The organism is Streptomyces sp. NPDC002125 (genome assembly GCF_053593715.1).
In genome coordinates this window covers 407,836-424,949 of record NZ_JBSFDD010000003.1, presented here as the reverse complement: position 1 = coordinate 424,949, position 17,114 = coordinate 407,836, and the positions used below count along the sequence as shown (strand labels likewise).

At 70.6% G+C, this 17,114-nt stretch carries 19 protein-coding genes; 8 read left to right on the top strand and 11 right to left on the bottom strand.

The genetic code is table 11. The features are described 5' to 3' along the window. The first annotated feature begins 87 nt into the window (after positions 1-87). Complete coding sequence (locus ACWCQM_RS07880; RefSeq protein ID WP_450914419.1) at positions 88-453, top strand: PH domain-containing protein; 366 nt, start codon at positions 88-90, stop codon at positions 451-453. Here ACWCQM_RS07880 and ACWCQM_RS07875 read toward each other — a convergent pair. Next, positions 431-1,180, bottom strand: a complete 750-nt coding sequence (locus ACWCQM_RS07875; RefSeq protein ID WP_450914418.1) for a peptidoglycan recognition protein family protein — start codon at positions 1,178-1,180, stop codon at positions 431-433. The genes ACWCQM_RS07880 and ACWCQM_RS07875 overlap by 23 nt on opposite strands. A gap of 103 nt (positions 1,181-1,283) precedes the next feature. Further along, positions 1,284-1,928, bottom strand: a complete 645-nt coding sequence (locus ACWCQM_RS07870) for a ScbR family autoregulator-binding transcription factor (RefSeq protein WP_267074829.1) — start codon at positions 1,926-1,928, stop codon at positions 1,284-1,286. Positions 1,929-2,032: 104 nt separating this feature from the next. Between ACWCQM_RS07870 and ACWCQM_RS07865 the strand changes: the two genes are divergently transcribed. Beyond that, positions 2,033-2,944 carry a ScbA/BarX family gamma-butyrolactone biosynthesis protein gene (locus tag ACWCQM_RS07865; protein WP_450914417.1) on the top strand — a complete coding sequence of 304 codons (912 nt, stop codon included), beginning with the start codon at positions 2,033-2,035 and terminating at the stop codon, positions 2,942-2,944. Positions 2,945-2,980: 36 nt separating this feature from the next. Here ACWCQM_RS07865 and ACWCQM_RS07860 read toward each other — a convergent pair whose 3' ends face one another. Further along, complete coding sequence (locus ACWCQM_RS07860; RefSeq protein WP_450914416.1) at positions 2,981-3,745, bottom strand: SDR family NAD(P)-dependent oxidoreductase; 765 nt, start codon at positions 3,743-3,745, stop codon at positions 2,981-2,983. A gap of 208 nt (positions 3,746-3,953) precedes the next feature. Here ACWCQM_RS07860 and ACWCQM_RS07855 point away from each other — a divergent pair, with 208 nt between their 5' ends. Together ACWCQM_RS07855 and ACWCQM_RS07850 are read left to right on the top strand one after the other, a co-directional pair. Beyond that, a complete protein-coding gene (locus tag ACWCQM_RS07855; RefSeq protein WP_450914415.1) occupies positions 3,954-4,862 on the top strand; it encodes a quinone oxidoreductase family protein in 909 nt (302 codons plus the stop codon). A gap of 39 nt (positions 4,863-4,901) precedes the next feature. After that, positions 4,902-5,972, top strand: coding sequence for an acyltransferase family protein (locus ACWCQM_RS07850; RefSeq protein ID WP_450914414.1), 1,071 nt, complete (start codon positions 4,902-4,904; stop codon positions 5,970-5,972). Between the two features lie 81 nt (positions 5,973-6,053). Here the strand turns inward: ACWCQM_RS07850 and ACWCQM_RS07845 are convergent, their stop codons facing one another. The 4 genes from ACWCQM_RS07845 to ACWCQM_RS07830 all read right to left on the bottom strand — a co-directional run bounded on the left by ACWCQM_RS07845 (position 6,054) and on the right by ACWCQM_RS07830 (position 9,156). Next, positions 6,054-6,362 (bottom strand): SCO5918 family protein, encoded by a 309-nt coding sequence (locus tag ACWCQM_RS07845; RefSeq protein ID WP_267074824.1) that lies wholly within the window; start codon positions 6,360-6,362, stop codon positions 6,054-6,056. A 49-nt stretch (positions 6,363-6,411) separates the two neighbouring features. Next, positions 6,412-7,980 carry a DEAD/DEAH box helicase gene (locus ACWCQM_RS07840; RefSeq protein ID WP_450914413.1) on the bottom strand — a complete coding sequence of 523 codons (1,569 nt, stop codon included), beginning with the start codon at positions 7,978-7,980 and terminating at the stop codon, positions 6,412-6,414. Positions 7,981-8,281: 301 nt separating this feature from the next. Next, positions 8,282-8,485, bottom strand: coding sequence for a cold-shock protein (locus ACWCQM_RS07835; protein WP_031090619.1), 204 nt, complete (start codon positions 8,483-8,485; stop codon positions 8,282-8,284). A gap of 326 nt (positions 8,486-8,811) precedes the next feature. After that, positions 8,812-9,156, bottom strand: a complete 345-nt coding sequence (locus tag ACWCQM_RS07830; protein WP_450914412.1) for a MerR family transcriptional regulator — start codon at positions 9,154-9,156, stop codon at positions 8,812-8,814. A gap of 476 nt (positions 9,157-9,632) precedes the next feature. Here ACWCQM_RS07830 and ACWCQM_RS07825 point away from each other — a divergent pair, with 476 nt between their 5' ends. Continuing rightward, positions 9,633-9,845: a hypothetical protein gene (locus ACWCQM_RS07825; protein ID WP_450914411.1), complete on the top strand. Its 213-nt coding sequence runs from the start codon at positions 9,633-9,635 to the stop codon at positions 9,843-9,845. Positions 9,846-9,921: 76 nt separating this feature from the next. Here the strand turns inward: ACWCQM_RS07825 and ACWCQM_RS07820 are convergent, their stop codons facing one another. The 3 genes from ACWCQM_RS07820 to ACWCQM_RS07810 form a co-directional block, all read right to left on the bottom strand. Beyond that, the gene (locus ACWCQM_RS07820; RefSeq protein ID WP_450914410.1) at positions 9,922-10,335 is read right to left on the bottom strand and encodes a YunG family protein; all 414 of its coding nucleotides are present in this window, start codon (positions 10,333-10,335) and stop codon (positions 9,922-9,924) included. Between the two features lie 52 nt (positions 10,336-10,387). Next, a complete protein-coding gene (locus ACWCQM_RS07815) occupies positions 10,388-12,082 on the bottom strand; it encodes a SpoIIE family protein phosphatase (RefSeq protein ID WP_450914409.1) in 1,695 nt (564 codons plus the stop codon). 74 nt (positions 12,083-12,156) lie between these two features. Next, a complete protein-coding gene (locus tag ACWCQM_RS07810; RefSeq protein ID WP_450914408.1) occupies positions 12,157-12,909 on the bottom strand; it encodes an alpha/beta hydrolase in 753 nt (250 codons plus the stop codon). 158 nt (positions 12,910-13,067) lie between these two features. On the opposite strand from ACWCQM_RS07810, the gene ACWCQM_RS07805 reads away from it, so the two are divergent. From ACWCQM_RS07805 to ACWCQM_RS07795, 3 genes are all read left to right on the top strand, one after another. Further along, positions 13,068-13,553 (top strand): peroxiredoxin, encoded by a 486-nt coding sequence (locus tag ACWCQM_RS07805; RefSeq protein ID WP_450914407.1) that lies wholly within the window; start codon positions 13,068-13,070, stop codon positions 13,551-13,553. Between the two features lie 105 nt (positions 13,554-13,658). Next, positions 13,659-14,180 carry a hypothetical protein gene (locus ACWCQM_RS07800; protein WP_450914406.1) on the top strand — a complete coding sequence of 174 codons (522 nt, stop codon included), beginning with the start codon at positions 13,659-13,661 and terminating at the stop codon, positions 14,178-14,180. 84 nt (positions 14,181-14,264) lie between these two features. After that, on the top strand, positions 14,265-15,698 hold the full coding sequence (locus ACWCQM_RS07795; RefSeq protein WP_450914405.1) for a flotillin family protein: 1,434 nt from the start codon (positions 14,265-14,267) through the stop codon (positions 15,696-15,698). A 39-nt stretch (positions 15,699-15,737) separates the two neighbouring features. Here ACWCQM_RS07795 and ACWCQM_RS07790 read toward each other — a convergent pair whose 3' ends face one another. Further along, a complete protein-coding gene (locus ACWCQM_RS07790; protein WP_450914404.1) occupies positions 15,738-16,865 on the bottom strand; it encodes a hypothetical protein in 1,128 nt (375 codons plus the stop codon). Between the last annotated feature and the right edge of the window lie 249 nt (positions 16,866-17,114).

Sequence of the window (17,114 nt, the reverse complement as noted above, 5' to 3'; positions counted from 1 at the left end):
GGGCACGAACAGATAAGCCGCCGATATGGTTTTTATTCTGCTTTGACGCGTACGACGTTCGTACATTCACTCCGGTGGAGGTCTTCCATGGCACTGTTCGGCAACGCGCACACCGTCGATCCGGCCGCGGCCCAGCATGACTACGCACGGCTGCTCGGGCAGGGCGAGCAGGTGCAGGCCGCCTATCTGCTGATACGCGACACGATCCTGTTCACCGACCGCAGGCTCATCCTCGTCGACAAGCAGGGGATCACGGGCAAGAAGGTGGAGTACCACTCGATCCCGTACCGGAGCATCACGCACTTCGCGGTGGAGACGGCGGGTACGTTCGATCTGGACGCCGAGCTCAAGATCTGGCTGTCGGGCTCGGCCACCCCGGTCCAGAAGACGTTCACCAAGGGCGTCGACATCTATGAGGTGCAGGCCGTCCTCACCCAGTACGTCGCGCGTTAGCCTCCGCCCGCAGGCGGGCCATCTCGGCGCGGATAGTCGGCAGTTGGGCGTACAGCGCCTCACCCGGGCAGTACGTCTGGAACGTGTCGCGGTGGCCCGCGACGGCGTGGAGGTAGACCTCCTCGCCGCGCTTGTAGAGACTCTCGTCGTTCGTGGAGACCATCCGCACGAAGCCCTCCGGGTCAATGTCCCGGCCCAGCTTCCACGCGCCGACCTTCGCGATCCCGTCGATGAGCGCCTTCGGCACCGGGACCCCGGGGTCGAAGGTGCCGAGGGCCGCGATGCCGACGCTGTGCGCGTTGAAGCCGGTCGCGTGGGCACCGCGCACCGAGCGTCCGACGCCTCCGGCCCTGCCCTCGTAGATGGTCCCGCAGCGGTCGACGACGAAGTTGTAGCCGATGTCGTCCCAGCCCTCGCCCCGGACGTGGGCCTCCTCCATCGCCCTGAGCATCCTGGGGGCGTCGGCGCAGTCGTAGCCGTTGGTGTGCCCGGTGTGGTGGACGAAGACGGCCCTCACCGTCCCGGTGTACACCGCGTCCTCCTTGACCAGGCTCTCGTCCGCGTGCCAGGCCGCCCGGCTGACGATGGCCGGTTTCGGCGCCGCGGGCGGGGTCGCCGGCTTCGCGGTGGAGGGTGCGGGCACGGCGAGCCGGACCGGCGCGTCCCGGAGGACCAGGAACGCCAGCGGCACGACCATGGCACCCACGGCTGTTCGGCGAAGCCACATAGGCCCACCATGCGCGCTGACCTGCCGCTTCGCAGGTACGCGAGCCCGATCGGGTGAACACGGGAAGTGGGACCGCTGCGGCAGTGGGCGGCGGCCCGCGCGGTCAGGAGGCGGCGACCGCCTGCTGCTGCTCGATGATGCGTGCCGCGCGGTGCGGGGAGGTGTCGAGCCTGGCCAGCACGCCCGGGACCGCGTTGTTGGGGAGGATCAGCTCGAAGAGGGCCGAGATCTCGGCGACCAGGTCCAGCGGCTCGGCCATGGACTCGGTGACCAGCTGGACGCCGGTCCACGCACCGACGACCAGCCTGGAGGTGGCCTCCGGATCGACGTGCGGAAGGAGCTCGCCGCGCTCCTTGGCCTCGGTGAGTATCTCGGTGCCGAGAGCGATCCAGTCCGGCCAACGGGTACCGAAGAGCCCGCGCGCCCGGGGGTCGACGGAGAGCCGGATCGAGGCGCTGAGCAGGGGTTCCCGCGGCAGTCGGTAGGCGAGCAGGAGGGCCATGTCCACCCATTCCTGCAGCTTGAAGGTCTGCGGGGTCACCCCGTCCAGGGTCACCGCCTCCTGGAGGACTCCGCGGGCCAGCTCTTCCTTCGACGTGAAGTGGAAGTAGAGGGCGCCTCGTGTGAGACCCGCCCGGTCGAGGATCGCGGCGATGGTGGCGGCGTCGTAGCCGTGCTCGTCGAAGACCTCGGCGGCGGCTTGCAGAAAGATGCGGCGCGTGCGGATCGCCCGTTGCTGTCGTGCCAACTCGCGCCCCCCTTGAACGTGCATGACGCTACTTCAAAAAGTACCGGTGAACCGGTATCCTATCAGCGCCGTAACAACCATTTTGCGCCAGGTCCGGGGGGGCCGTGCCCGACATATCTCCTGTTACGCACCCACCGCTCGCTGCGGCCGAGGGGTGGAACGGAATTCTCCAGGACCACGTCCACCTGCGACGTTCCGACATGGTTCTCCTCACGTCCTGGCAGCGCGTGGAAGATGGCGAGTTCTCGCTGTCCGGCAGCTGGCCTGCTCCCGCCGCCGGTCTTCCGTACGACCAGCGGATGGTTACCCAGACCGTCCGGCAGAGCGGTCTGACCATCGCGCACGCAGCCTACGGCGCTCCTCTGTCCGATCACACCGTTCTCAACTATTTCGACCTGACCGTCGCTCCCGGACTCGCGTTACCCCCGGACGCGCCCTGTGACATCAGCGTCGAGGTCACGGTCAAGAGCACCAAGGAGCGCGGCGGGCAAGTCAGTTCACTCGACATGGAGTTCCGCATCTTCCACGGCGGCAGCATGATTGCCCGCGCGGATTCCGAGTTCGGCTGGCTCTCCACACGCGTCTACCGACGGCTTCGGGGCGACCACTTCACCGTCGACTGGAACGCGTGGCCGCTGCCCGCTCCGGTCGATCCCCGCACCGTCCGCCGGACCGAACCCTCCGACGTGGCCCTGTCGGCCGGAGACAGGCCTCTTCGCTGGCAGTTGCGCAACGACGTCGAGAACACCGTGCTGTACGACCACCCGGTCGATCACGTCCCGGGGCTCGCCCTCATGGAGGCGGCCCACCAGGCCGCGATCGCCGCCCTGTATCCCGCAACCCTCGAAGCGACCTGCGTGGACTGCGCGTTCGAGATGTACACCGAGTTCGACCGCCCCTGCTGGATCGAGGCGGAGGTGCTGCCGGCCGCCCCCGGGGAGGCCTCCGTCCGGATCACCGCGACCCAGGAAGGAGAAACGGTCTTCCGGGGACGGTTCAGCGGTCCCTGCGCCTGACGGCCCCTGGGATGCGGCCGGTTCACCCGTCCCGGCTCACTGGTTGATGAAGCCGCCGTCCACCGGGAGGACCGTGCCCGTGAGGAACGGGCTCCGGTCGCTCAGCAACCAGGCCGCCGCGTTGGCGATCTCCTCCGGCTCGGCCGTACGTCCCTGCGGGGTCATGCTGTTGACCATCTCCTCCAGGCCCGGGTTGCGCCCGAACCAGTCGGCCGTGATCTCGCTGCGCGTGGTGCCCGGCGCCACCGCGTTGACCCTGATGCGCTGTTGGGCGTACTCGTCCGCCGCCGCCCTGGTGAGGCCCACGACGGCGTGCTTGGCCGCTATGTAGGGCGCCGCGGCGGGTATGGCGACCAGTCCGCCCACGCTGCTGTTGTTCACCACCGAGCCGCCCGAGGGGTTGTCCAGCATGGCCGCGATCTCGTGCCGGAGACAGTTCCAGACTCCGCGCACATTCGTGTCCATGACGGCGTCGTACACGTCATCACCCATCAGGTGCAGGGGAGTTCGGTCTCCGCCCAGACCCGCGTTGTTGAAGGCCCCGTCCAGGCGCCCATAGGTCTCGACCGCGAAGGCCACGGCCCGGGCGGCGTCCTCCGCCACCGTGACATCGCAGACGGCGTACGAGGCTTGCGCCCCCTTCTGCTTCAATTCGTCCACCAGAGAGGCGAGTCGGTCCTCCCTCCGCGCCGCCAGGACGACGGTCGCGCCCTCCTGGGTGAACACGCGCGCCGCGGACGCGCCGATACCGCTGCTCGCCCCGGTGATCAGGACAACTTTTCCGTTCAGAAGATCACTCATGGCCGCAGTCTGGCAGGCCGCCCCGGCCACGGCTACGGCCTCGACGGCGCGCTTCGCGGCCACCGCCCGTCGGGTACCCCACGAATACGACACACAGCCACACTCATAACAAACCGCTCGTTCTGTTTTTATCCGACTTCACGGACGAGACCGACACCTGATCCCGTTACGCCCGGCAGCGCCGGGGAGCCGCGCGGTACCGTGCGGCATGCTCGCCATCCAGTTCGACCACTTCGGTGGTCCCGAAGTCCTCCGCCCCGTTGAACTGGCCGCTCCCCAACCGGGCCCGGGAGAGGTGCTCCTCACCGTGGAGGCCGCCGGGGTGAACTTCGCGGACACTCATCAGGTGGACGGCTCCTACCTTGCGGCCGACGCCCTGCCGTACGTCCCCGGCAGCGAGGTCGTGGGCCGCACCCCCGACGGCAGGCGGGTACTGGCCCGGGTCTCGCACGGCTACGCGGAGCAGGTGACCGCCAAGGAGTCCGCCCTCGTGGACATCCCCGAGGAGTTCGACGCCTCCCAGGCGCTCGCGTTGATGATGCAGGGGCTGACCGCCTGGCACCTGCTGCGGTCCGCCGCCAGGCTGCGCACCGGCGAGACGGTCGTCGTCCACTCAGCGGCGGGCGGCGTGGGCAGTCTGGCCATCCAGCTGGCCAGGGAGTTCGGCGCGGGCCGGGTGCTCGCCCAGGTCTCCACTCCGGAGAAGGAACGGCTCGTCCTGGAGCTCGGGGCCGACGCGGTCGTCAGCTATCCCCTCGCGGAGAAGGCGGACATCGTCCTGGACGCGGTCGGCGGGGAGCTCTTCGACCAGGCGCTGGGTTCGCTCGCGTCCTTCGGCCGGCTCGTGACCTACGGCAACTCCGCCCGCACGGGCTTCACCCCGGTCGACCCGGCCGCCCTGAACCGTCTCAACGCCTCCGTCACCGGATTCTGGCTGCGCCCCGCCCTCGCGGCTCCGGGCGCCGTCAGCGGGCCCCTCGGGGAGCTCTTCGCCCTGGTCGCCGACGGCCGTCTGAAGCCGGTGACCGGCGCCGCCTATCCTCTCGCCGAGGCCGCGCGGGCCCATGAGGACCTGCTGGCGCGCCGCACGACCGGCAAGGTGATCCTGACCACCTGAGCGGGTTCCGGTCCCGGCGGACCTTTGTAGGGTGACCGGATGCCCTCGCTGACCTCACGCCCCCCAGGACCGGCCACCGCTGAGGCCGGGCCCCCCGCCCCGCCCCGGCCCGGCCGTGACCCGTACTTCGACAACGCGAAGTACCTGGCCATCGTGCTCGTGGCGATGGGCCACTCCTGGGAACCGCTGCCCGGCAGCGGGCGCCTGGTCGAGACGGCCTACACCTTCGTCTACACCTTCCACATGCCGGTCTTCATCCTGATCGCCGGCTACTTCTCGCGCGGCTTCGAGCTGCGGCCCGACCGGGTGTGGAAACTCTTCACCAGCCTGGTCGTGCCCTACGCCGTCTTCGAGACCGCCTACACCCTCTTCGAGCGCCTCACCGGGGCCCCGGACTTCCCGCTGAGCCCGCTCAGCCCGTACTGGCTGCTGTGGTTCCTGCCCGCGCTGCTCCTCTGGCGCCTCACGACCCCGTTCTGGCAGACGGTCCGGTGGCCCGTGGCGGTGTCCCTGGTCGTGGCGGCCATGGGGGCGGTGACCAGCAACATCGGCGGCGACCTCCAGCTCCAGCGCGTCCTGCAGTTCCTGCCGTTCTACGTCCTGGGCCTCCAGCTGCGGCCCGAGCACTTCGCCTTCGTACGCCGCCGAGCCGTGCGCATCGCGTCCGTACCCCTGTGCCTGGTCGCCCTGGCCGCCGCCTACTGGGCGGTGCCGCGCACGACGACCTCGTGGTTCTTCCGCCGGTACGGCGCCGAGCAGCTCGGTTCGCCCGCCTGGACCGGCGCCCCCGTGACCCTGCTCCTGTTCGTCTGCGCGGTCGTCCTCAGCGCCTGCTTCCTCGCCTGGGTGCCGGGCCGCAGGCTGTGGATGACGGCCCTCGGCGCGAGCACGATGTACGGCTATCTGCTGCACGGCTTCGTCGTCAGGGGCGCGGTCAGGCTGGACCTCTACCAGGCGGACGTCCTGTCCACCCCGCTGGGCACGGTCCTGGCCAGCGTCGCCGGCGCGGCCGTGGTCACGGCCCTGTGCAGCCCGCCCGTCCGCCGGGTGTTCCACCACGTCGTGGAGCCCAGGCTCGACTGGGCCAGGAAGCCGAAGGAGGCGTCCTGACGGACTTCGCCGGGGCCCGGACGCACCGCACCCCCGAGGCCGTCGGCCTCGGGGGTGCGGTGTTCGGCGGGGAGAGCGAGCTCAGGCCTCGCCGGGCGTTCCGAGCAGGGCGGACGCGTTCTCCAGCGGGCTGAGGGGCACCGCGGGTGCGGGCACCTCCGCCGGGCGGCAGGTGAAGCCGAGACGCGTCAGCGCCCTGGTCACCTCGGCGGCGCTGAAGTCACGGCGGTCCTGCCGGGTGATGATCTCGCCGACCTGCTTGACGGGGTAGACGCGGCGGCTGATGACCACCGCGTCACCGGTGACGGGCTCGGGCTTGACGCCCTTCATCGAGTCCTCGACCTCGTTCTTGAACAGGTCGAAGGGGAAACGGGCGATCACACAGCGCATGGTGCCTCAACAGGGTCGAAGAGAGAGCCGGAAGGGTTCGGCCGGATGACTACGCGGCCTTGTTGGCCCGGCGCTGCGCCGCCGCGGCGCGCGCCTGAGGTGTCGCCGTGTTGGCGTTGGAACGGCGGCCCTGGCCGGGACGCGCGCCGCGCCTGCCACGGGGACCCGAGCCGCCGCTCTTGCGCTCCGTCACCGGCGCGCTGATGGTGACGGGCACGCCCGAGGGCGCCTGGGCCCCGGTGATACGGCTGAGCTCGGCCTCGCCGGAGCGGACCTGGGCGACCTGCGGGATGATGCCGGCGTCGGCCATCAGCCGGGTCATGTCGCGGCGCTGGTTGGGCAGCACGAGCGTGACGACACTGCCGGACTCCCCGGCGCGCGCCGTGCGCCCGCCGCGGTGCAGGTAGTCCTTGTGGTCGCTGGGCGGGTCGACGTTGACGACGAGGTCGAGGTTGTCGACGTGGATGCCGCGCGCCGCGACGTTCGTGGCGACCAGGACCGTCACATGCCCGGTCTTGAAGCGGTCCAGGGTGCGGGTGCGCTGCGGCTGCGACTTGCCGCCGTGCAGCGCCGCCGCCCGTACACCGCTGTTCAGCAGGTGGTCGGTGAGCTTGTCCACGGCGTGCTTGGTGTCCAGGAACATGATCACCCGGCCGTCGCGGGCCGCGATCTCGGTGGTCGTGGCGTACTTGTCGGCGCCCTGGATATAGAGCACGTGGTGCTCCATCGTCGTCACCGCACCGGCCGCGGGGTCCACGGAGTGGACGACCGGGTCGTGCAGGTAGCGGCGGACCAGCAGGTCCACGTTGCGGTCCAGGGTCGCCGAGAACAGCATCCGCTGGCCGTCGGCGTTGACCTGGTCGAGGAGCTCGGTGACCTGGGGCATGAAGCCCATGTCGGCCATCTGGTCGGCCTCGTCCAGGACGGTGATGGCGACGCGGTCGAGCCGGCAGTCGCCGCGCTCGATGAGGTCCTTGAGCCGGCCCGGGGTGGCGACCACGACTTCGGCGCCGCCGCGCAGCGCGCTGGCCTGGCGGCCGATCGACATGCCGCCCACGACCGTCGCCATCCGCAGCTTGAGGGACCGGGCGTACGGGGTGAGGGCGTCGGTGACCTGCTGGGCCAGCTCCCGGGTGGGGACGAGGACCAGGGCCAGCGGGCGTCGCGCGTCGGCGCGGTTGCCCGCGGTGCGGGCGAGGAGGGCCAGACCGAAGGCGAGCGTCTTGCCCGATCCCGTACGGCCGCGGCCCAGGACGTCACGTCCGGCCAGCGAGTTCGGCAGGGTGGCCGCCTGGATGGGGAACGGCTGCGTCACACCCTCGGCGCCCAGCGCCGCCAGCAGGGGCGCGGGCATGTCCAGCTCCGCGAAGGACTCGGAGGCGGGGAGGGCGGGGGTGATGGTCACCGGCAGGGCGAACTCACCCGAGACGGCGGAGGAGCGACGGCCGTAGCCACCGCCGGAGCGCTTCGGCCCGCCGGAGCGGCCCTGCCCGCCGGAGGCACCGGGCCGGCCGGAGCCCGCCGAGCGGAAACCGTTGGCGGTGCGGCTGCCGTTGGAGCCGCCGGAGCGCGTCCGGGAAAATCGGTCGTTCGTGCGAGATGTGCGATCGCGGTTCAAGGAGAACCCTTCCCTCGAATGGCACGTGTCGAGGGATTCTTTCCGGGCGGCTGCAGCCATGTACGGCGCCAAGAATCGCAAGAACGAGCCGGTGAAATAACGAGAACGAAGCCCGTCCGCCGGATGTGAACCAGCCGGATTCGGCACTCCATATGACTGCATTCGACGACCGCCCCGCCGGCCGCGCACTCCCAAAATTTCTTCACGGGGGCGGCGGCCGTGGGCACGGCCGGGAAAAACACAACGAGCTGGGACCCGCACCCCAAGGTGCGGGCCCCAGCTGCGCCATACGCCTGAGTGATCAGGCGGGGGTGATGTTCTCCGCCTGCGGGCCCTTCTGGCCCTGCGTGACGTCGAAGTTCACCTTCTGGCCTTCCTGCAGCTCGCGGAAGCCCTGGGCGGCGATGTTCGAGTAGTGGGCGAAGACGTCAGCGCCGCCACCCTCCTGCTCGATGAAGCCGAAACCCTTTTCCGCGTTGAACCACTTCACGGTGCCAGTAGCCATGTCATATCTCCTTCGGGGCGTTGCCCGTGGACGCACACTGTGCGCGTCCTACGTCGCCGCAAATGATTGCCCCGTCCGGAAGAGACCGGAAATACAAAAGCGCGCCCACCCGAGTGAAAAAGGCGAGAGCACTTGAAGTTTTGGGAACCACAACTGCAACTGAGATCAACAGTAGCACGATTCGGTCACAAGTGAGCTGTACGCCATATCACTCACCCGGCGCTCCGCCGCACACGGTATAAACTCTCACCGCTCATTAAGCGTATTTCTGTGCCGACGGAAACAGATATACACCCGCGCACCGGTCAGGAATGGGCGCCGCACCGTCAGGAACCGGCACCGCTCCGGCCGGCGGTGGGCCGCCGCAGTTCCTCGTTGAGACGCAGGGCCTCCTCGAGCTGGTCCTCCAGGATCACGATGCGGCAGGCGGCCTCGATCGGAGTGCCCCCGTCCACCAGCTCGCGGGCGCGGGCGGCGATGCGCAGCTGGTAGCGCGAGTACCGGCGGTGGCCGCCCTCGGAGCGCAGGGGGGTGATCAGGCGGGCTTCACCGATGGCCCGTAGGAAACCCGGCGTGGCACCGATCATCTCCGCGGCTCGCCCCATCGTGTAAGCGGGGTAGTCGTCGTCATCGAGACGGTCCGTGGCATTCGACGGAGATTCCGGGGGCATCTGCACCTCTTCTGCTGTGCACCGGACCACCGATATGGCCTGGCTGCACAAGAAACCCTAGGCGTAGGGGTAGGTCATGTCTATCGCGGCCGGAACAGGTTTCCACCGGTCCCGGCGTCCATGGTGCGCCCCCCGCGCCGGGCACCCGGCGGAAGAAGCCGTCCGTAGCCGCGTGATCACCCCAACAGGGCTGACCGATGGGTCAGTTGTCGGCAGACCTGGGAACGGTCATACTGCTCCCGGTAGCCCTTCACGCATCCCCCGTCGTGAAGGGCTACTTCACGTGCGCCCCCCGGCGCCTCGCACGGCCCCGCACGCCCCCATGGGCCCTCGCGCTCACCGCCCCGGCCCGCCCCGGATCGTCCGGGCACCGGCGGACCCCCGGACCGGCGGCCCCGGCCCCGATTGCGGACCCGCCCCGGAGCCGGTTACGTGGACGAGGGGGCGGCTCAGCGACGTAACCGGGAGGCGCTCGTATGCCCAGGACACCCACGAATTCCAAGGCCGGGCTGCTGCTGAGCCTGGGCGGCAGCGCAGTCGCCGTCGTCCGTACCGTCAAGCAGCTCCGCAGGACCAGGGGCTCCCAGGACAAGCTGACCACCGCGAACACCGTGGCGGGACTGCTGCCCCTGGTCACGTCCGCCCTGATCGTCCTGCGCAGGCTGCGACGCTCCAAGAAGCGGGCCTGACGCCGACGCGCCGGGCAGTGAGCCTGCCGGAGCGCGCCGGGCAGCGGGCCTGACGCTGAGCCCCCCGGGACCGGGCTCAGAGGGCGCGGTCGGCCGCGCCCGTCCGTATCCGCCCGCCGAGCCGCTCCAGCACCCGGGCGCGCAGCAGCTCGTACTCCGCGCGGAGCCGCACGATCTCGGCCGGGCGCTCGATCACCACGCCCCCGGAGACGATCTCGTGCGCGGCGAACTGCTCGCGCGTCAGGTCGATCTCCGTCCCCGGGCCGAGGCGGTTCCACCAGTGGTAGTCGACACGCTCGCCGTCGACCCGCACCTCGCCCCGGATCAGCTCGCCGCCGAGCAGGTCGTTGACCACCAGGGCGGTGACCCCGCACTGGTCCCTGGCCGGATTCTTGGCACTCCACCGCGGCCGGTGCTCGGGCGTGGTCGTGTCCGCGCCCCAGCTGCCGCGGACGGCGGCCTCGATGTCGGTGAGCAGCAGAGGTTCCATGCCGTGCATCGTCGCACCCGCCACTGACAACGCCCCCGCCGTACGGCGCTGTTCAGTAGCCCCGGCTCCGCGACACGAGCACCGCGATGTCGTCCTCGGCCGTGTCCGCGAAGCGGTCCACCACCTCCGCGAGCAGGTCGTCGAGCCGACCGCTCACCGGGACCGTGAGCCGGGAGAGCCGGTCGATCGACACGTCGATGTCCTCACCCCTGCGCTCGACCAGCCCGTCGGTGTACATGAAGAGCACCGTCCCGGGACCGCACGGCAGCACCGTCGTCACGTAGCCGCCGAAGCCCGTGCCCAGCGGCGGTCCCACCGGCATCCTCGCCACGCGGGCCCCCGACGCCCCCGGGTCGATGAACGCCGGCGGCGGATGGCCCGCGCTGGCCACCTCGCAGACCCCCTTGCGGCGGTCGACCACCGCGACGAGACAGGTCGCCGCCCGGTCGAGGCCCGACTGTTCGACCGCCCGGTCGAGCCGCTCCAGGATGCGGTGGGGCGGCTGGTCGTCCTCGGCCATGATGCGCAACATCGAGCGGTAGTTGCTCATGGCGACGGCGGCCTCCACCCCGTGGCCCATCACATCGCCCATCACCTTGAGATGGCGTCCGCCCCGGAGGGGGATGGCATCGAACCAGTCACCGCCCACCAACGCCCCCTCGCCCGCGGGCAGATAGAGGGACGCGATCTCGATGCCCGTGTTCGGCAGGCGGGGTTCGGAGAGCAGGGAGCGCTGGAGCTCCAGGGCGACCCGGTGCTCGTGCGCGTAACGCCGGGCGTGGTCCACGTCGACGGCGGCACGCCCCGCGAGGGTCCGGGCGACGACGACGTCCAGTCCCTCGGTGAAGGGTGGCGAGTCCCCGGCCCGCACCAGGCTGAGCGCCCCCAGCGGGCGCCCGCGCGCGGTCAGCGGCACCACGACGGCCGAGTGCAGGCCGACGGCCCGGTAGGCGGCGACGCGCTCGGGGGTGGGTGCTGCGCGGCCGAACTGCTCGTCGTCCTCGAAGTTCACGACCACCGGGCGGTCTTCCGCCAGGCAGCGGGCCACCGCCGCGTCCTCCTGGTAGTCGACGTCCATGTCCGCACCACCGAACTGGTCCAGGGCATCGGTGAGTTCCGGGGCCGCCGCCACACCGCCCCGCCGCACCCTCAGCACTCCCGCGGCCGGCTCGCGCCGCTTGCGGCCGTTGTCCTCGGGGAGCATGTCGACGATGGCGGCATCGGCCATCACGGGCACCACGAACTCCGCCAGCTCCTGGCAGGTGGTCTCCGCGTCCAGCGTCGTACCGATGCTGGAGGCCGCGTTGTCCAGGAGGGTCAGATAGCTCCTGGCCCGCCGCAGCTCCTCCCGCTGGCTCTGCGTGGCGGTGACCTCCTGGACGATGGCGACCAGGCCCCGCACCCGCCCGCTCTCCTCCATGCGGTGCATGCCGACCCGCCAGTAACGCCGCGCGAAGAAGGAGTCCACCCAGGTCTGGCCGCTGGTGGTGATCTCGCGGGGCCGCCCGTCGGCCAGCACCTCGCGCATGACCTCCGTGCGTACGTCCATCTCCGGCAGCACCTCGGCGACGGTCCTGCCCAGGTGTGCGGCGGCGGGGACACCGTTGAGCCGTTCGAGTGCCGGGTTCACGTAGACGTAGCGCAGATCCGTGTCGAGGACCGCCACCCCCGCCGGGCTGCTGGCCATCACCGCGGCGAGCATCGACACGTCGAAGGGCGTCGGGTCGGCGTGCTCTTCGGCCTGCAACGGAGCCTCCAGAGGGATGCGTGCCCGGCACGGCCCGGGCGCCGGCCCTCATCCGCCGCCGGGCACCCGGCCTCTCATCGTCTGCCGCCCCGCACCGGCCCGCATCTCCGCGGCGCGGGTGCTCCGGCGTCCAGTCCCTCCAGTCCGTCCAGCGACAGCGTCCCCTCGGACGCCGCGGCGCCGGGCGGCAGCCCGAAGGCCGCCTCGACCCGCTTCGGCACAGGGGTGAGGCCCAGCAGCCCCGTCACGAGCAGTCCTGCCAGATGGTGCCAGGCGGGGGCCCGGCGGATCATCGCGTGGTCGCTGCCCGGGATGGTCACCAGACAGGTGCGGGCGCCCGCGCGGCGCGCCCTGGCCGTGAGCGACTGCGAGGCCAGGGGGCTCGTCACCCGGTCCCTGGTGCTGTGCAGCAGGACCACGTCACGCCCCGCCAGCTGCGTCACCGGGTCGCCCGGCGGACACCACGGGGCGAGGCCCACCACCGAGCGGACCAGCGGGTGCCCGGCGGCATGCAGTGCGGCACGGGCGCCCATGGAGTGCCCGAGGAGGACCACGGGGATGTCCCCCGCCTCGCGCCGCAGGTCGTCCAGCACCCGTAAGGCGTCGTGCAGCGGGTCCTTGCGGGCGCCGTTCCAGCCGCGGTGCGTGTAGCGGACGCGCTGCACCCGTACCCCGGAGTCACCGCGCACCGCGCGGGCCACGACGCGCGAGACGGGCAGCATCCGCAGGCCCGGCAGATTCATGGCGCCCGGCGCCGGCGCCGCCATGCCCGTCTCGTAGCCGCCGTGGAGGATGAGCACCGCTGCCGACGGCCGTCGTTCGGCCACACGTACCTCCAGATCGGGATGCGGGGCCGTTGCCCTCGCTCACCCCCATATTCGGTGCCGGAGGCTCTACGGATGGGTCGAACCTGTCGATGAGTGGAAAGTGCCGTTCACTGTACGAGGCACGAATCCATCCGTACGCGACCCAAGGAGGCGCCGACATGGCGTCAGGACCCCAGATCGGTTCGCCCGCACCGGACTTCACCCTCCCCGGCGGCGCGCTCGCCGACGACACCTTCGACCGGCGCGACTACACGCTGTCCGCCGCGCGCGGCCGGAGCGTCGTCCTCGCCTTCTATCCCGGCGACAACACGGCCGTCTGCACCAAGCAGCTCTGCTCGTACTCCTCGGGCTTCGAGACCTTCGAGGGCCTCGACGCCGAGGTCTGGGGAATCAGTCCACAGGGTGTGGACAGTCATGAGTCCTTCGCCCGGGGGTTCGGTCTGCGCATGCCGCTCCTGGCCGACGAGGGACGCGGGACCGCCCGGGCCTACGGGGTCACCGCGCCCGGCATCGGCGTACGCCGCTCGGTCTTCCTGATCGGTCCTGACGGTGTGCTGCGGTGGAAGCACGTCGCCCTGCTCGGCGCCACGTTCCAGTCGCTCGACACGCTTGCCGAGCAGCTTTCCGGCATCAGAACCGCGTAGAAACTGCCGGACTCCGGCAGTACCCGTGGCGGGCGGCGTATGGGACCATTCAGCCAGTTCGACAGAAACACTTCGGGGGACTGCGAACACTGGGGGAGTGATCGCGTGACCATATTTCTCGGTCTCGGCATTGCGGGAATCGTCCTTCTCGTCCTCTCTCTGATCTTCGACGGCATTCTCGAAGGGCTCCTCGGCGATGCGCTCGGCGGGCTGCTGAACGGTTTCTTCGACGGGCTGCTCTCGCTGCCCGTCATCGCGGGCTTCGTGTCCATGCTCGGCTTCGGCGGCGCGATCGTCCTCGGCACGACGGGTGCCGGCACTCCGGTGGCCATCGCCGCGGGGGCCGGGGCGGGGATCGTCGCGGCCTGGCTGACCTGGAAGTTCAGCAAGGCCCTGATGCGGGATCAGACCACCGCCACCCCGCGCGGCGAGGACCTCGTCGGCACCTCCGGATCGGTCGTCACACCGATCCCCGCCGACGGTTACGGCGAGGTCCTGCTCCGGCTCGCGGGCCAGACGGTCAAGTTCGCCGCGAAGAGCGCCGTGCCGGTCGAACGCGGCGCCGAGGTCTGGGTCGAGGCCACGCTCTCGACCACCTCGGTCACGGTCCGCCCCGTCGAGCGCTGACCACCACCGAGCCACACGCCTGTCCGAAGTCCGTACAGCCGAAAACACTGCCGTCCCGTCGGGAGGGCAGGGGGGACACCTCTCATGAGTCCAGTAGTGATCGCCGTCATCGGCATCGTCGTCCTTGTCGTGCTCCTGGCCCTCGCCGTGATCACCCGGTACAAGGTCGCGGGCCCCAGCCAGGCCTTCATCATCACGGGCCGCCGCGGCAAGAAGTCCGTCGACCCGGTGACGGGCCGCACCAGCATCGACAACAGCGGCCAGAAGGTCGTCGTCGGCGGCGGCGTCTTCGTCGTGCCCTTCGTCCAGCAGAAGTTCACGCTGGACCTCTCCAGCCGCCACATCCCCGTCGCCGTACGCGGTGCCGTCACCCTGCGCGGGGTGAAGTCCAACCTCGAAGGCGTCGCGATCGTCAAGGTCGGCGGCAGCGAGGACGCCATCCGCGCCGCGGCCCAGCGCTTCCTCCAGCAGCAGAACGGCATCGTCGGCTTCACCCAGGAAGTGCTCTCCGGCGCGCTGCGCGCCATCGTCGGCCGCATGTCGGTCGAGGACATCATCCGCGACCGCGCCGCCTTCGCGGGCCAGGTCGCCGAGGAGGCCGAGGCCAGCCTCTCCGGCCAGGGCCTCATCCTGGACGCCTTCCAGATCCAGGACATCACCACCGAGGGCTCCTACCTGGAGGACCTGGGCCGCCCCGAGGCCGCCCGCGCCAAGCAGGAGGCCGACATCGCCGAGGCCATCGCCCGGCGCGCCTCCGAGCAGGCACGGCTGAAGGCGGCCGAGGAGATCGCCATCGCCGAGCGGACGTTCTACCTCAAGCAGGCCGAGATCAAGGCCGAGACCGAAGCCGCCGCCGCCAAGGCCAACGCGGCCGGCCCCCTCGCCGAGGCGGCCCGCCAGCAGGAGGTCCTCGCCGAGCAGGAGAAGGTGGCCCAGCGCCAGGCCGCCCTGACCGACCGCGAGCTCGACACCAAGGTCCGCAAGCCCGCCGACGCCGCCCGCTACCGCGCGGAGCAGGAGGCCGAGGCCCGCCGTATCGCCCAGGTCAAGGAGGCCGAGGCCGACGCGGAGCGCTCCCGCCTGACCGGTCAGGGTGAGAAGCTCCACCGCTCGGCCCTCGCCGACGCCGTCCGCATCGAGGGCGAGTCCGAGGCCGCCGCCATCGCGGCGAAGGGCTCCGCCGAGGCCGAGGCCATGCAGAAGAAGGCTGACGCGTTCAAGCAGTATGGCGACGCGGCCGTCCTCCAGATGCTGGTCGAGGTGCTCCCGCAGGTCGTCGCCAAGGCGTCCGAACCGCTGAGCGCCATCGACAAGCTGACGGTCATCTCCACGGACGGCGCCACGCAGCTGTCCCGCACGGTCACGGACAACGTCACCCAGGGCCTGGAACTCCTCAGCTCCACCACGGGCGTCGACCTGGCCGCCCTGCTCCAGAACCTCCAGGCCAAGGCGGGCTCGGCCGCCCCGGCGGTCCCCGCCCCCTCGGCCAACGGCGAGAAGATCGAGATCAAGGACTGACCCCGCCCGTCCCTCTCCCTGTGCCCGGCCGCCCTCACCTCACCGGCCGGGCACAGCCGTATCCGGGCGCGTGCGTGCCGCGTCTCCCACCGCTCCGGCTTCTGCCGCCGCTGCCTCCGCCGCTCGGACGGCGGCGAACTTCTCCCGCCAGGGCGTACGGGCGTACGGATCGCCGTCGTCCTCATAAGGCCCCGCCGCCGCCTTCGTCTCTGCCTCCGCCTCCGCCTCCGCCTCCGCCTCCGAGGCGAGCTGGGCGGCACGCTTCTCCTCCCACACCAGCCACGCGGCCTCACGACGACACGGCCCGCAGAGCGTTTCGCCGTCGTCGTCGGGCCCCGGCCGGAAGAGATGCTCCTCCTCGTCCCCGCGCCCCGCACAGGTCACCAACGGACTTACTGCTACGGCTGGTTCAGGAATCGGCTCCGGGGCGGGCGTGGGCGCCTCGGGCAGCTTCTGTACGAGTCTGTGCCGCAGGAAGCCGACCGCCGACCGGACCCCTCCCACCGGCAGATCGCTGACCAGCACCCTGCGCATCTCGGCCGCCGTGACACCGCGCCGCAGCCACACCACGGCGAGCTTCACCAGCTTCCGGGCCTCCGCCACCCCCAGATGCAGCGAGCGGTGAGCATGCCGCAGCGACAGCAACACCCGCTCGGCCTCGTCGTCCTCCGGCTCCGGCACGGGCAACTCCTCGTCCTGCAATGCCGGTTCGGTGGGTGGGTGGGAAGAGTTCTTCCCCAGTTCTTCGTCTACCGGTTTGTAACGACCGACAACCCGGCTCCCCGGCTGTCCGACCGTCGGATTCCGCTCACCCGGAGGCACGGCGACCGGCGCCGGGCCCCCGTCCCGGAACTGCCGGGCCTCGTCCGGACCGAGGGCCACATTGGCGAGGAGCTGCTCGGTCGTCCAGAACCCCCGCCCGCCCTGTTGCCGCCACTCGTACAGGTACCCGTGCGTGACCAGCAGCTTCTTGGCCTTCTGATAGGCCCGCCCGGTGATCCCGAGGGCCCGCGCATGCTCGCTGAGGGCCACACCGCGCCGGTCGTCGGGGAGGCCCTGCACATAGAGGAGGAGGATCTTCGCGTCACTGCTCAGACGCGGATTGCGGACCAAATCGTTCGCGGCCTTCGTATAGGCACGTGATGGCGCGATAGCATGCCAAAGCATCCTGGTGGGTCTCTTCCACTGGCGGTGAAGGTCCTCGGTGGGTGCTGATGACACTCCCGGGGACCGCCGCCCATGCACGTATCGGCACAGAGCGTGATGACGCGCTTACGGTACCGCAGTTGAAACCTCCGCCGCGCCGCATCCGAAAATGCCCAACTGGCCTGCTCAGAGGTTTTTTTACGCTCAATGACCGGCACGCCCCTCACCGCGCCGGCAGCCGCCCCGAGAGCGGGCTCACGCCTCCCGGGC

Coding starts and splice junctions, on each gene's coding strand:
- ACWCQM_RS07880 (WP_450914419.1), top strand. CDS start 88: ATGGCACTGTTCGGCAACGCGCACACCGTCGATCCGGCCGCGGCCCAG.
- ACWCQM_RS07875 (WP_450914418.1), bottom strand. CDS start 1,180: ATGTGGCTTCGCCGAACAGCCGTGGGTGCCATGGTCGTGCCGCTGGCG.
- ACWCQM_RS07860 (WP_450914416.1), bottom strand. CDS start 3,745: ATGAGTGATCTTCTGAACGGAAAAGTTGTCCTGATCACCGGGGCGAGC.
- ACWCQM_RS07855 (WP_450914415.1), top strand. CDS start 3,954: ATGCTCGCCATCCAGTTCGACCACTTCGGTGGTCCCGAAGTCCTCCGC.
- ACWCQM_RS07850 (WP_450914414.1), top strand. CDS start 4,902: ATGCCCTCGCTGACCTCACGCCCCCCAGGACCGGCCACCGCTGAGGCC.
- ACWCQM_RS07845 (WP_267074824.1), bottom strand. CDS start 6,362: ATGCGCTGTGTGATCGCCCGTTTCCCCTTCGACCTGTTCAAGAACGAG.
- ACWCQM_RS07835 (WP_031090619.1), bottom strand. CDS start 8,485: ATGGCTACTGGCACCGTGAAGTGGTTCAACGCGGAAAAGGGTTTCGGC.
- ACWCQM_RS07830 (WP_450914412.1), bottom strand. CDS start 9,156: ATGCCCCCGGAATCTCCGTCGAATGCCACGGACCGTCTCGATGACGAC.
- ACWCQM_RS07825 (WP_450914411.1), top strand. CDS start 9,633: ATGCCCAGGACACCCACGAATTCCAAGGCCGGGCTGCTGCTGAGCCTG.
- ACWCQM_RS07820 (WP_450914410.1), bottom strand. CDS start 10,335: ATGGAACCTCTGCTGCTCACCGACATCGAGGCCGCCGTCCGCGGCAGC.
- ACWCQM_RS07805 (WP_450914407.1), top strand. CDS start 13,068: ATGGCGTCAGGACCCCAGATCGGTTCGCCCGCACCGGACTTCACCCTC.
- ACWCQM_RS07795 (WP_450914405.1), top strand. CDS start 14,265: ATGAGTCCAGTAGTGATCGCCGTCATCGGCATCGTCGTCCTTGTCGTG.
- ACWCQM_RS07790 (WP_450914404.1), bottom strand. CDS start 16,865: ATGCTTTGGCATGCTATCGCGCCATCACGTGCCTATACGAAGGCCGCG.